The 11,409-nt window shown below is 72.1% G+C and carries 17 protein-coding genes; 14 read left to right on the plus strand and 3 right to left on the minus strand.

The features are described from left to right. The first annotated feature begins 56 nt into the window (after positions 1-56). Positions 57-2,228 (plus strand): catalase, encoded by a 2,172-nt coding sequence (locus ACBY01_RS02865; protein WP_416459261.1) that lies wholly within the window; start codon positions 57-59, stop codon positions 2,226-2,228. A gap of 21 nt (positions 2,229-2,249) precedes the next feature. On the opposite strand, the gene ACBY01_RS02870 is transcribed toward ACBY01_RS02865, so the two are convergent. Then, positions 2,250-3,239, minus strand: coding sequence for a bile acid:sodium symporter family protein (locus ACBY01_RS02870; protein ID WP_416459262.1), 990 nt, complete (start codon positions 3,237-3,239; stop codon positions 2,250-2,252). A 182-nt stretch (positions 3,240-3,421) separates the two neighbouring features. On the opposite strand from ACBY01_RS02870, the gene ACBY01_RS02875 reads away from it, so the two are divergent. Together ACBY01_RS02875 and ACBY01_RS02880 are read left to right on the plus strand one after the other, a co-directional pair. Continuing rightward, positions 3,422-3,925, plus strand: coding sequence for a hypothetical protein (locus ACBY01_RS02875; protein WP_416459263.1), 504 nt, complete (start codon positions 3,422-3,424; stop codon positions 3,923-3,925). 26 nt (positions 3,926-3,951) lie between these two features. Beyond that, entirely contained in the window at positions 3,952-5,232 is a 1,281-nt protein-coding gene (locus ACBY01_RS02880) for a DNA-packaging protein (RefSeq protein WP_416459354.1), read from the plus strand. 82 nt (positions 5,233-5,314) lie between these two features. Here ACBY01_RS02880 and ACBY01_RS02885 read toward each other — a convergent pair whose 3' ends face one another. Continuing rightward, positions 5,315-5,530 (minus strand): hypothetical protein, encoded by a 216-nt coding sequence (locus ACBY01_RS02885; RefSeq protein WP_416459264.1) that lies wholly within the window; start codon positions 5,528-5,530, stop codon positions 5,315-5,317. A gap of 28 nt (positions 5,531-5,558) precedes the next feature. On the opposite strand from ACBY01_RS02885, the gene ACBY01_RS02890 reads away from it, so the two are divergent. Next, the gene (locus ACBY01_RS02890) at positions 5,559-6,701 is read left to right on the plus strand and encodes a phage portal protein (protein WP_416459265.1); all 1,143 of its coding nucleotides are present in this window, start codon (positions 5,559-5,561) and stop codon (positions 6,699-6,701) included. On the opposite strand, the gene ACBY01_RS02895 is transcribed toward ACBY01_RS02890, so the two are convergent. Next, on the minus strand, positions 6,698-6,847 hold the full coding sequence (locus ACBY01_RS02895) for a hypothetical protein (protein ID WP_416459266.1): 150 nt from the start codon (positions 6,845-6,847) through the stop codon (positions 6,698-6,700). The genes ACBY01_RS02890 and ACBY01_RS02895 overlap by 4 nt on opposite strands. Between ACBY01_RS02895 and ACBY01_RS02900 the strand changes: the two genes are divergently transcribed. The 10 genes from ACBY01_RS02900 (at position 6,846) to ACBY01_RS02945 (ending at position 11,402) form a co-directional block, all read left to right on the plus strand. Then, a complete protein-coding gene (locus tag ACBY01_RS02900) occupies positions 6,846-7,184 on the plus strand; it encodes a DUF6127 family protein (protein ID WP_416459267.1) in 339 nt (112 codons plus the stop codon). The genes ACBY01_RS02895 and ACBY01_RS02900 overlap by 2 nt on opposite strands. After that, positions 7,172-7,558: an HK97 family phage prohead protease gene (locus ACBY01_RS02905; protein WP_416459268.1), complete on the plus strand. Its 387-nt coding sequence runs from the start codon at positions 7,172-7,174 to the stop codon at positions 7,556-7,558. The genes ACBY01_RS02900 and ACBY01_RS02905 overlap by 13 nt, the downstream gene beginning before the upstream one ends. Positions 7,559-7,625: 67 nt before the next feature. After that, a complete protein-coding gene (locus ACBY01_RS02910; RefSeq protein WP_416459269.1) occupies positions 7,626-8,681 on the plus strand; it encodes a phage major capsid protein in 1,056 nt (351 codons plus the stop codon). 70 nt (positions 8,682-8,751) lie between these two features. Further along, positions 8,752-9,303 carry a head-tail connector protein gene (locus ACBY01_RS02915; RefSeq protein ID WP_416459270.1) on the plus strand — a complete coding sequence of 184 codons (552 nt, stop codon included), beginning with the start codon at positions 8,752-8,754 and terminating at the stop codon, positions 9,301-9,303. Then, the gene (locus tag ACBY01_RS02920; RefSeq protein ID WP_416459271.1) at positions 9,300-9,515 is read left to right on the plus strand and encodes a hypothetical protein; all 216 of its coding nucleotides are present in this window, start codon (positions 9,300-9,302) and stop codon (positions 9,513-9,515) included. The genes ACBY01_RS02915 and ACBY01_RS02920 overlap by 4 nt, the downstream gene beginning before the upstream one ends. Next, positions 9,512-9,913 carry a tail completion protein gp17 gene (gene gp17, locus ACBY01_RS02925; RefSeq protein WP_416459272.1) on the plus strand — a complete coding sequence of 134 codons (402 nt, stop codon included), beginning with the start codon at positions 9,512-9,514 and terminating at the stop codon, positions 9,911-9,913. The genes ACBY01_RS02920 and gp17 overlap by 4 nt, the downstream gene beginning before the upstream one ends. Positions 9,914-9,927: 14 nt before the next feature. After that, complete coding sequence (locus ACBY01_RS02930; RefSeq protein WP_416459273.1) at positions 9,928-10,335, plus strand: phage major tail protein, TP901-1 family; 408 nt, start codon at positions 9,928-9,930, stop codon at positions 10,333-10,335. Beyond that, complete coding sequence (locus tag ACBY01_RS02935) at positions 10,332-10,649, plus strand: gene transfer agent family protein (protein WP_416459274.1); 318 nt, start codon at positions 10,332-10,334, stop codon at positions 10,647-10,649. Before ACBY01_RS02930 ends, ACBY01_RS02935 begins: the two co-directional genes overlap by 4 nt. Then, on the plus strand, positions 10,646-10,846 hold the full coding sequence (locus ACBY01_RS02940) for a phage tail assembly chaperone (protein WP_416459275.1): 201 nt from the start codon (positions 10,646-10,648) through the stop codon (positions 10,844-10,846). Before ACBY01_RS02935 ends, ACBY01_RS02940 begins: the two co-directional genes overlap by 4 nt. After that, positions 10,839-11,402, plus strand: coding sequence for a tail tape measure protein (locus tag ACBY01_RS02945; RefSeq protein WP_416459276.1), 564 nt, complete (start codon positions 10,839-10,841; stop codon positions 11,400-11,402). The genes ACBY01_RS02940 and ACBY01_RS02945 overlap by 8 nt, the downstream gene beginning before the upstream one ends. The last annotated feature ends 7 nt before the right edge of the window (positions 11,403-11,409 follow it).

Consider the following 11,409-nt stretch of genomic DNA (forward strand, 5'->3'; position numbering starts at 1 on the left):
GGGCCGGAAGCGCTTGCCGTACGTTGTCGGGGTTCGACCAGTCAAAGGGAACGGTTATGGCGAACAGCAGCAAGGGTGATGCGGGCAAGGTGAAGGGCGAGAGCCCGGCCAAGGCGAGCCCCAAACCCGACGGCGCGGATACGCCGACGCATTATGCCGAGCCCCAGGGCGAGGGCGGCGAGACTCACCAGACGACCGACGATGCCGGCGCGGCGCTGACGACCGCGCAGGGGGTGGCGATCGCCGACGACCAGAACAGCCTGAAGGCCGGTCCGCGTGGCCCCGTGCTGCTGGAGGACTTCATCCTCCGCGAAAAGATCTTCCACTTCGATCACGAGCGGATTCCCGAGCGCGTGGTCCATGCCCGCGGCTTCGGCGCGCACGGCTATTTCGAGCTGACCGACAGCCTGGCCGACTACACCCGCGCCGACGTGCTGAGCACGGTGGGGCAGAAGACCGAGGTGTTCGTGCGCTTCTCCACCGTCGCCGGGCGGGCGGGATCGCGCGACTTGGCGCGCGACGTGCGCGGCTTCGCGGTGAAGATGTATACGCGCGAAGGCAACTGGGACCTGGTCGGCAACAACATCCCGGTGTTCTTCATCCAGGACGCGATCAAGTTCCCCGACCTGATCCACGCCGCCAAGGAGGAACCCGACCGCGGCTTTCCCCAGGCGCAGACCGCACACGACAATTTCTGGGACTTCGCGAGCCTCTCCCCCGAGAGCTGGCACATGATCATGTGGATCATGTCCGACCGCGCGATCCCGCGCTCGTTCCGGACGATGGAAGGCTTCGGCGTCCACAGCTTCCGGCTGGTCGACGGCGCGGGCAAGTCGACCTTCGTCAAGTTCCACTGGAAGCCCAAGCAGGGGCTGCAGTCGGTGCTGTGGAACGAGGCGGTCAAGATCAGCGGCGCCGATCCCGACTATCACCGCCGCGACCTGTGGGAAGCGATCGAGGCCGGCGACTTCCCCGAGTGGGAGCTCGGCGTGCAGCTGTTCGACGAGGAGACCGCGGCAAAGCTGCCGTTCGACCATCTCGATTCGACCAAGCTGATTCCGGAAGAGGACGTGCCGATCCGCGTGATCGGCCGGCTGGTGCTCGACCGCAACGTCGACAATTTCTTCGCCAACACCGAGCAGGTGGCGTTCTGCACGCAGAACATCGTGCCGGGGATCGACTTCAGCGACGATCCGCTGCTGCACGGGCGCAACTTCTCGTACCTCGACACCCAGCTCAAGCGGCTGGGCAGCCCCAACTTCACCCACCTGCCGGTGAACGCGCCGCGCTGCCCGGTGATGCACTTCCAGCAGGACGGCCACATGGCGATGCGCAACCCCGCGGGGCGCGCCAACTACGAGCCGAACAGCTGGGGTGCGGACGGCGGCCCGCGCGAGACTCCCAAGGGCTTCACCAGCTACGAAGCGCCGGTCGAGGGGCCGAAGCGGCGGGTGAAGTCGGAGAGCTTCGCCGACCATTACAGCCAGGCGCGGCAGTTCTATCGCAGCCAGGAGACAATCGAGCAGAAGCACATGGGCGACGCGCTGGTGTTCGAGCTGAGCAAGGTCGAGCGGCCGGACATCCGGGCGCGGGCGGTGTCGCACCTGCGCAACATCGACGCGGACCTGGCGCAGACGGTCGCCGACGGTCTCGGCATGGCGCTGCCCGAAGCGGCGGTGGCGGCGAAGCCCACCCAGGATCTGGCGCCGTCGAAGAAGCTGAGCATCGTCGCTAACGGCCCCGGCAGCTTCAAGGGCCGCAAGCTCGGGCTGCTGCTGACCGACGGGTCGAGCGCCGAGCTGTTCAACGCGCTGCTGAAGGCGGTGGAGAAGAACGGCGCGGTGTATGAGGTGATCGCGCCCAAGATCGGCGGGGTGACGCTCGACGACGGCACCGCGGTGGCGGCGAAGCAGAAGATCGATGGCGGCCCGTCGGCGCTGTACGATGCGGTGGCGGTGCTTCCCTCTGCCGAGGGCGCGACGCTGCTGGCGGGCGATGCCCCGGCCAAGGACTTCGTGTCCGACGCCTATGCGCACTGCAAGTTCATCGCGCATTCGGCCGAGGCGGAGACGCTGTTCGCCGAGGCGCGGGTGCCCGAGGAACGCGACGGGGGCTTCGTCCCGCTGGCGAAGGCGAAGGATGCCGACGCGTTCCTCGATACGCTGGCCGCGCTGCGCTTCTGGGAGCGCGAGATGGCGGTCGATCTGGACGCCGCCGCGGCACGCTGACGAAGGGGCGGGCGCGCCGGTTCAGCCGGTCGCGTCCGCCGCCTGCGCATAGCGGCGCGCGATCACCGCGCAGGCGAGCAGCTGCAGCTGATGGAAGAGCATCAGCGGCAGGATCAGCGCCCCGACTTGGGCGGCGGGGAACAGCACGCCCGCCATCGGCACGCCCGAGGCTAGACTTTTCTTCGAACCGCAAAAGACGATCACCGTCTCGTCCGCGCGCGAGAAGCCCAGCCGGCGCGCGAGGGTGCGGGTGGCGTAGAGCACGACGCCAAGCAGCACACAGCAGACGGCGCCGACCACCACCAGCTGCAGCGGCGGGACGCGGTGCCACAGCCCCTCGATCACCGCGGCGCTGAACGCGGTGTAGACCACCAGCAGGATCGAGCCGCGATCGACCGTCGAGACCAGCGGCTTGTGCCGGTCGAGCAGGCCGCCGAGCAGCGGGCGCAGGAGGTGGCCGACGACGAACGGCAGCAGCAGCTGGAGCGCGATCGACTCCATCGCGGCTAGCGAGTCGCCGCCGCTGCCCGACACGCCCATCAGCAGCGCCACCAGCAGCGGGGTGATGAAGATGCCGGCGATGTTCGACAGCGAGGCGCTGCACACCGCTGCGGGAACGTTGCCGCGCGCGATGGCGGTGAAGGCGATCGACGACTGGACGGTCGAAGGCAGCAGGGTGAGGAACAGCATCCCCTGCGCGAGCGCGGGGGCGAGGAACGGCAGCGAGGCGCGCTCGATGGCCAGGCCGAGCAACGGGAACAGCAGGAAGGTGGCGGCGAACACCACCAGATGCAGCCGCCACGCGACGATACCCGCGAGGATCGCGGCACGCGACAGCTTGGCGCCGTGGAGGAAGAACAGCAGCGCGATCGCCGCCTGGGTGAGGAGCGCGAGGCCATCGGCGACCCGGCCGCGGCACGGCAGCAGCGACGCGAGCAGCACGGTGGCGAGCAGCAGCATGCTGTAGCGATCGGTGTTCGCGACGAGGCGTCGCAGGGAGGGAGCGGCCATGGGTTCTCCCTACCGGGCATTGCGGGCGCTGCCGAGGTATGACGATGCGGTCACAACAACAAACCAAATAGGCACAAAACAGTTGACATCGTCACGCTGATGTGGCACTACATTTGCACGCTGAGGAATTGCGGGCGGGGTCGGAGGTTTCCGGCCCCGTTTGCATTTCGGAAGGAGGGGCGATGGCGCAGCAGGACTTGCCGGGCGCGAGCGAGGCGCCTGCCGGGGCGAAGGAAGCCAAAAGTCTCGATTCGGCGGCGAAGCGCCGTTTTCTCGATCAACTGGCGGCGATCGGCAGCGTGGAACGCGCGGCGGAGGCGATCGCGATCGCGCCGCTCGATGCCTATGCCGCCCGGCGCAAGGACGCCAGGTTCGCCGATGGCTGGGGGGTCGCGCTTCGCGTCGGCTACGACCGGATCGAGGCGATGCTGATCGAGCGCACCGCGGCGGTGCTGACGGGCGAGGCGAAGGGGCCGCTGGAAACGCCCGACATGCTGTTCGCGCTGCGGCTGCTCGACCGGCAGCAGGCGGTGCGCGCGCCGGACCAGGCGGCGAAGGGCGGTGCCGCGGACAAGACTGATGCGGCGATCCTGAAGCGGCTGGCGGTGCTGAACAAGCGCCAGGCAGCGGAGGACGCGCCTGCTGCCCGCGACAACGCCGGCGGTGCAGGGGGAGAGGATGCGTGAGCGAAGCCGAACGGCGCGCCGCGGCGATGCGGGCGCTGGCGCGCGCGGACCCGGCGATTCAGGCGGCGACGCTCGCCGCGCTGTCGCCCGCGCAGCGGCGCGAGCTGCTGGAGCGGTGGGAGCGCTGGGCGCACGCCGGACAGCTGCCAAGCGCGCAGGACTGGCGGATCTGGCTGATCCTGGCAGGGCGCGGCTTCGGCAAGACGCGCGCCGCGGCGGAATGGGTGTCGGACTACGCGCGCCGCTATCCGGAGGCGCGGATCGCGCTCGTCGGGGCGACGCTGGATGACGTGCACCGGGTGATGATCGGCGGCGAGGGCGGGCTCAGGGCCTGCGCGCGGGAGCAGGAGCCGACGGTGCTGAAGGGGGACGTGCTGCACTTCGCCTCCGGCGCGCGCGGCTTCGCCTATTCGGCGGAGGCGGGCGAGAAGCTGCGCGGCCCCGAACATCACGCCGGCTGGTGCGACGAAATCGCGAAGTGGCGCGACGGCGACGCCGCCTGGGATAATCTGACGATGGGGCTGCGGCTGGGCGAGCGGCCGCAGCTGGTGGTGACGACGACGCCGCGGCCGGTGGCGCTGCTGCGGCGGGTGCGCGCGCTGCCGGGGGTTCACGAGACGGTGGGACGGACCCGCGACAACCCGCATCTGCCGGCGAGCTTCGTCGAGGCGGTGACGGCGAATTACGCGGGGACGCGGCTGGGGCGGCAGGAACTCGACGGCGAGCTGATCGAGGACGTCGCGGGGGCGCTGTGGACGCGGGCGGAAATCGAGCGGTGCCGCGTGCGCGGTGCGCCGGCGCTGGTGCGGGTGGTGGTGGCGGTCGATCCGCCGGCGAGTGCCGAGGGCGACGCCTGCGGGATCGTCGCGGCGGGGCTGGGCAGCGACGGGCGCGGCTATGTGCTGGAGGATGCGAGCGCTGGCGGTCTCACGCCCGACGGGTGGGCGAGGGCGGTGGCGGGTTGCGCAGCGCGGCACGGGGCCGACCGGGTGGTGGCGGAGGCCAACCAGGGCGGGGCGATGGTCGAGACGGTGCTGCGTACCGCGGAGGCGGCGCTGCCGGTGCGGCTGGTTCATGCCTCGCGCGGGAAAGTGGCGCGGGCCGAACCGGTGGCGGCGCTCTACGAGCAGGGGCGGGTGGGGCATGTCGGCGCCTTTCCCGAGCTGGAGGATCAGCTGTGCGGGCTGGTGGCGGGGGGCGGCTACGCGGGGCCGGGCCGCTCGCCGGACCGCGCCGATGCGCTGGTGTGGGCGCTCGCCGAGCTGATGCTGGGGCGGCGGGGGCCGGCGTCGGTGCGGTGTTTGTAGCGCCGCGGCGGCGCGGCTGGAGTCGCGGGAGATGCCAGCGTTCGCTGGCATGACGGATGAAGGCTGGCGGCGTCCCTGCGCGTCAGGTGAACAGCGACAGGTACAGCAGCACGAAGGCGACGGCGCAGACGCTGCCGCCGATGGTGAGGTGGCGGGTTGCGGAGCGGGCGTAGGGCTCGCCGCCGGCGGGGCGGACCTCGCGGCGGCGGATGCGCCAGCCGGCCCAGACGAACATGCCGCCCAGCCAGAACAGCATCAGCGACGCGGGGAAAAGGGCGAAATGTGCGCTCTGCGGCATTCGACTCTCCTTTTCGGAGGAACGTAGCATGAAATGGTTCGGTAGGAAGGGCTTGGCGGAACCCGCGCCGGGCGGCGGGCGGCGCCCCGCGCTGTCGGCGGGGTCGGGCATGACGGTGCTGGGCACCTGGCCGACCGGCTACGAGGCGCAGGTGCGCGCCGGCTATCTGGAGAACGCCATCGCCCAGCGCGCGGTGCGGATGGTGGCGGAGGGCGTGGCCGCGGCGCCGATCGTCGGTGGCGATCCGCAGCTGGTGCGGCTGGTGACGCGGCGGTCGGCGGGGCAGGTGCTCACCGAGACGATTGCGGCGCAGCTGCTGCTGCACGGCAACGCCTTCGTTCAGCTGCTCGACGACGGGCGCGGCGGGGTGGGCGAGCTCTATGCGCTGCGGCCCGAGCGGGTGAGCGTGGAGGCGGATGCGAGCGGCTGGCCGGTGGCGTTCCGCTACCGGGTAGGGGCGCAGGTGCAGCGGCTGCCTGCCGAGGACGCGGCCGGGCGGCCGGCGGTGGTGCACCTCAGGGCGTTCCATCCGCTCGACGACCACTACGGGCTGGGCTGCTTGGGCGCGGCGGCCGGCGCGATCGCGGTGCACAATGCGGCGGCGCGCTGGAACAAGGCGCTGCTCGACAACGCCGCGCGGCCTTCGGGCGCGCTGGTCTATGATCCGGGCGACGGCGCGGTGCTGTCGCGCGACCAGTTCGAGCGGCTGCGCGCCGAAATGGAGGCGGGGTTCGCGGGCGCGGCCAATGCCGGGCGGCCGATGCTGCTGGAAGGCGGGCTCAAGTGGCAGGCGATGAGCCTCACCCCGGCGGATATGGACTTCAACGGGCTGAAGGCACAGGCGGCGCGCGAGATCGCGCTGGCGTTCGGAGTGCCGCCGATGCTGCTGGGGCTGCCGGGCGACAATACCTACGCCAATTACCGCGAGGCCAATCGCGCGCTGTGGCGGCTGGCGATCCTGCCGCTCGCCGAGCGGATCCTGGCCGAGCTGGCGCAGGCACTGGGAGGGCGCTTCGCCGACGCGTCGCTGGCGGTCGACCTCGACCGGGTGCCAGCGCTGGCGGAGGATCGCGAGCGCCTGTGGAATCAGGTGCGCGACGCCGACTTCCTGACCCGCGAGGAGAAGCGCGCGATGGTGGGCGTCGGGCCGGGATCGGGCGAGGGTCTCTAGCCCGGGCGGCTGCACGCGAGCGTGGTGCGGTCGAAGCGGCCGCCCTGGGCGGCGCAGTGCTTGCCGCGGACGAAGGGCAGCACGAACGCGATCGATACCAGGGCTGCCAGCGCGGCGAACAGGACGATGCGGAGCCGGCGGCGCATGGGCGGGCACTATCAGGCGGAGGCGATGATGGACAATGCGCAGGTGCTCGCGCAGCTGATGGGGCAGGCGCGCCAGGACGGCGCCGACCTCGCGACGCTGCGCGCGATCGTCGAGGAGGCGGGCGAGGTCGGCGCGACGCGCGCGCTGACGCTGCTGGGGCTGGAGGACACCGCCGCGCACGGCGACCTGAAGGAGCTGCGCGAGCTGCTGGCGGCGTGGCGCGATGCCAAGCGATCGGCGGCGCGCGCCGCGATCGGCTGGGTGGTGCGGATGCTGCTGGCGCTGGTGCTCGTGGGGGTGGCGGTCAAGACCGGCTTCGGCGCGTGGGTGCGGTGAGCGCGCTGCGCTTCGCCGGCTATGCCGCAATCTTCGATGCGCCCGATCGCGGCGGCGATGTCGTGCGCGCTGGCGCCTTTGCGGGTGCGGCAAGCGTGCCCCTGCTGTGGCAGCATCGCGGGAGCCCGGTGGGGCACATCGAGCAGGCCCGCGAGGATAGCCGCGGGCTGCGCGTGATCGGGCGGGTCGAGCTGCCGGACCTCGCCGCGCTGGTGCGCGACGGCGCAGTGAGCGGGCTGTCGTTCGGATACCGGGTGCAGGCGGCGCGGCACGGGCGCTGGCGCGAGCTGCGCCGGCTGGAACTGGTCGAGGTGAGCCTGGTGGCGACGCCGATGCAGCCGCTGGCGCGGGTGCATGCGGTGGAGCCCGGCTGACGTCGGGCCGAGGTGGTGAGGCGAGGGCGTCCCGATGGGGCGCCCTTTTTCTTTGTGGGAGACGGTGATGATCGAGACCAAGGCAGACGCGCTCGAGGCGAGCTTCGCGGGCGTGGAAGGGGCGGGGACGCCGGCGGCGCGGCCGATGCTGGCGGGGGCGGTGCGTCCCAACGGCGCGGCGTTCGAGGGCTTCGTGCGCAGCGGCGCGACGCTGGAGATGAAGGCGTTCACCGGGGTGACCGGCGAGGCGGGCGGCTATGCCGTGCCGACCGAGATCGACGCGCAGATCGATACGCTGCTCCGCTCGGCGAGCCCGATTCGCGCGATCGCCAACGTCGTGAAGGTCGGCAGCGCCGGCTATCGCAAGCTGGTGACGAGCGGCGGCACGCCGTCGGGCTGGGCGTCGGAAACGGCGGCGCGGCCGGAGACGGCGACGCCGGTGTTCCACGAGGTGGCACCGCCGATGGGCGACCTCTACGCCAACCCGGCAGCGAGCCAGGCGATGCTCGACGACGCGGCGTTCGATGTCGAGGAGTGGCTGGCGGGCGAGATTGCGACCGAGTTCGCCGCGGCCGAGGGGCAGGCGTTCGTCAACGGCACCGGTATCGACCAGCCCAAGGGCTTTCTGCGCCAGCCGATCGCGACGACCGGCGATGCGGTGCGCGCGTTCGGGACGCTCCAGTATCTGGCGAGCGGCGCGGCGGGCGACTTCGGGAGCGAGCCGCAGGACCGGCTGATCGACCTGGTGCAGAGCCTGCGTGCGCCGTACCGCCAGGGTGCGGTGTTCGTGATGAACGCGGCGACCTCCACCCGCATCCGCAAGCTCAAGACGTCGGACGGAGCGTTTCTGTGGCAGCCGGGACTGATCGCGGGGCAGCCCGACACGCTGCTCGGCTATCCGGTTGTCGAGGCGGAGGACATGCCGGACATCGCCGCGAACAGCGTGTCGATCGCATTCGGCAACTTCCGCGCGGGCTATTTGATCGCCGAGCGGCAGGAGACGCAGATCCTGCGCGATCCCTATTCGCACAAGCCGTTCGTCCACTTCTACGCGACCAAGCGCGTCGGCGGGCAGGTGAGCAATTCGGAGGCGATCAAGCTGATGAAGTTCGCCGCGGCGTGACCTTTCATCCGGCGCAGGGGGAGCCCTGCGCCGGACCCTCTTTTTCGTCCACGACTACGGAGCCTAGCCAATGGACACGCCCCCCATTCCGGCGGCGGCGATCGCCGCTGCCTGTGCCGCCGCATCGGCGCATCTGCGCATCGCGGCGACCGACGAAACGGCGGTGCTGGAGCAGGGCGCAGCCACGGCGTTTTCGGTGTGCGAGGCGTTCACCGGCCATGCGCTGATCGCGCGCGACTGGCAGACGGTGCTGCCGGCGACCGCGAGCTGGTCGCCGCTGCCGGTGCAGCCGGTGACCGCGATCACCGCCGTGGAGGGGCTGCCCGCTGACGGGGCGGCGTTCGCGCTGCCGGCGGAGGGCTATGCGATCGACCTGAGCGCCGACGGCACCGGCTGGGTGCGGGCGCCGCAGCCGGGCAGCGCCGGGCGGCTGCGCATCGGCTTTCGCGCGGGGATCGCGGAAGCCTGGGAGGGGGTGCCGGCGCCGCTGGCGCAAGGCATCGTGCTGCTGATCGCGCATCTGTTCACCAGTCGCGAGAGCGCAGGCGAGCCGCCGGCAGCGGTGGCGGCGCTGTGGCGGCCGTGGCGGCGGATGCGGCTGGCGCCTGAGGTGCGGCGATGATGGCGCGGCTGCGCGGCCGTGGAGAGGCGGCAGGGGCTCGGGCGGTACGCGACGCGGTGGCGCGGATCGCGGATGCGGCGGAGGCGGCCGCGGCCGACCTTTCGGGAATTGCGGTGGAGCGGGACGCGACGTCGGTGACGATTTCCGCGCGCGGGCTGTGGCAGCGGCGGATCGACGATGCGCGGGTGCGCTGGTTGGGAGCGGAGCGATGAGCGCGCACACCGTGCTGGGCGAGGCGCTGGTCGCCGCCCTTACCGCGCATCCCGGCGTGCGGGGCGTGGTGACCGCGGTGTTCGATGCGCCGCCGGTGCGTGGCGCGCGGCCGTTCGCGGAAGTGGCCGAGGCGCTGCTGAGCGACTGGAGCACCAAGGATCTGGTGGGACGCGAGGGCCGGATCGCGATCGTGCTGCGCGACGCGGGCGAGCGGCCGGTGCGGCTGCGCCAGCTGGCCGGCGAGGTCGATGCCGCGGTGGAGACGCTGCCGCGCGACCTTCCCGGGGGCTGGCGGATCGCGAGCCTGGTGCCGGTGCGCAGTCGCATCGTGCGCGAGAGCGCGGGGCTGTGGGCCGGCACCAACGAATATCGCGTGCGCATGCTGCGGATGCAGTGACGAGGAGACGAGACATGGCGGCGGAAAAGGGAAGCGCGTTCCTGCTGAAGGTGGGCGACGGCCAGGTGCCGCCCGGCTTCACGACGGTGGCGGGACTGCGCACGACGCAGCTGTCGATCAACGGCGAGGCGGTGGCGATCACGTCGAAGGATTCGGGCGGCTGGCGCGAGCTGCTGTCGGGGGCCGGGGTGCGATCGGTGAGCGTGTCGGGCGCGGGGGTGTTCACCGGATCGGCCGCCGAGGCGCGGCTGAAGGCGAACGCGCTCGCCGGCACGATCGACGACTATCGGCTGAGCTTCGAGAGCGGCGAGACGATGACCGGGTGCTTCCTGCTGACCCGGCTCGACTATGCCGGCGATTATAACGGCGAGCGCAGCTACACGCTGGCGCTGGAAAGCTCCGGCGCGGTGGTGTCGGCGTGAGCGGCCCGCCGGCAAACCCGGTGCGCGGCGAGGCGGAACTGCGGGTGGCGGGCGAGCGGCTGGTGCTGCGGCCGAGCTTTGCGGCGCTGGTCGCGGCCGAGGGCGAGCTGGGGCCGCTGTTCGCGCTGGTCGAGCGCGCGGCGGCGGGCAGGCTGTCGCTGGGCGAGCTGGTGGCGCTGTTTTGGCACTGCCTGCGCGAGCGGCCCGAGGCGCTGACCCGCGGGGCGCTGGGCGAGGCGGTGGTGGCGGGCGGGCTTGCCGCGGCGACGCCGGCGCTTCGGCAGTTGCTGGCGCAGATCCTGGGCGGGCGGTGAGCGAGCGCTTCGTTGAGGCGGCGGTGCGGCTGGCGGGGTTTGCGGGCCTGTGGTTCGGCTGGAGCCCGGACTCCTTCTGGCGCGCGACGCCGGCGGAACTGGCGGCCTTGGCCCAGGCGATCGGCGGCGATGCCGGCGCGGCCCCGCCGGATGCGGGCACGCTCGCGCGGCTAATGGAGGCATTTCCCGATGGATGAGGAAATCGAGCGGCTGGTGGTGTCGGTGCGCGCCGACACCGCAGGCTTCGCGCGCGACGTCGCAGCGATGCAGACCAGCCTGGAGGGGCCGTTCGCGGGTGGGGTCGAGCGCGCGGGCCGTGCGCTGGAGACCACGCTGGTGCGGGCGGTGCGCAGCGGCCGGCTGGGATTCGAGGACTTGGGGCGGATTGCCAACCAGGTGCTGGGCGAGATCGCGGCGAGCGCGATGCGGAGCGGGCTCGACACGCTGCTGGGCGGAGCGGCGAGCGGGGACGGGCTGCTCACGACGCTGGTCGGGCTGGTGTCGGGCGCGCCGGGGCGGGCGACCGGTGGGCCGGTGAGCCCGCAGCGGCCCTATTGGGTGGGCGAGCGTGGGCCCGAGCTGTTCGTGCCGACCAGCAGCGGCAGCATCGCCACGGCGCAGCCCGCAGGCGGGCGCGAGGTGCGCGTGTCCATCGCGGTCAACGCGGCCGCGGGGGAGGCGCCGCGTGCGCTGGCGCAATCGAGCCGGCAGGTCGCGCGCGCGGTCAAGGCGGCGCTGAGCGACATCGACTGACCGCAAG

It is taken from the genome of Sphingomonas mangrovi (assembly GCF_047975845.1).
Lineage (GTDB): Bacteria > Pseudomonadota > Alphaproteobacteria > Sphingomonadales > Sphingomonadaceae > Sphingomonas.

Coding starts and splice junctions, on each gene's coding strand:
- ACBY01_RS02865 (WP_416459261.1), top strand. CDS start 57: ATGGCGAACAGCAGCAAGGGTGATGCGGGCAAGGTGAAGGGCGAGAGC.
- ACBY01_RS02870 (WP_416459262.1), bottom strand. CDS start 3,239: ATGGCCGCTCCCTCCCTGCGACGCCTCGTCGCGAACACCGATCGCTAC.
- ACBY01_RS02875 (WP_416459263.1), top strand. CDS start 3,422: ATGGCGCAGCAGGACTTGCCGGGCGCGAGCGAGGCGCCTGCCGGGGCG.
- ACBY01_RS02880 (WP_416459354.1), top strand. CDS start 3,952: ATGCGGGCGCTGGCGCGCGCGGACCCGGCGATTCAGGCGGCGACGCTC.
- ACBY01_RS02885 (WP_416459264.1), bottom strand. CDS start 5,530: ATGCCGCAGAGCGCACATTTCGCCCTTTTCCCCGCGTCGCTGATGCTG.
- ACBY01_RS02890 (WP_416459265.1), top strand. CDS start 5,559: ATGAAATGGTTCGGTAGGAAGGGCTTGGCGGAACCCGCGCCGGGCGGC.
- ACBY01_RS02900 (WP_416459267.1), top strand. CDS start 6,846: ATGGGCGGGCACTATCAGGCGGAGGCGATGATGGACAATGCGCAGGTG.
- ACBY01_RS02895 (WP_416459266.1), bottom strand. CDS start 6,847: ATGCGCCGCCGGCTCCGCATCGTCCTGTTCGCCGCGCTGGCAGCCCTG.
- ACBY01_RS02910 (WP_416459269.1), top strand. CDS start 7,626: ATGATCGAGACCAAGGCAGACGCGCTCGAGGCGAGCTTCGCGGGCGTG.
- ACBY01_RS02915 (WP_416459270.1), top strand. CDS start 8,752: ATGGACACGCCCCCCATTCCGGCGGCGGCGATCGCCGCTGCCTGTGCC.
- ACBY01_RS02920 (WP_416459271.1), top strand. CDS start 9,300: ATGATGGCGCGGCTGCGCGGCCGTGGAGAGGCGGCAGGGGCTCGGGCG.
- gp17 (WP_416459272.1), top strand. CDS start 9,512: ATGAGCGCGCACACCGTGCTGGGCGAGGCGCTGGTCGCCGCCCTTACC.
- ACBY01_RS02930 (WP_416459273.1), top strand. CDS start 9,928: ATGGCGGCGGAAAAGGGAAGCGCGTTCCTGCTGAAGGTGGGCGACGGC.
- ACBY01_RS02945 (WP_416459276.1), top strand. CDS start 10,839: ATGGATGAGGAAATCGAGCGGCTGGTGGTGTCGGTGCGCGCCGACACC.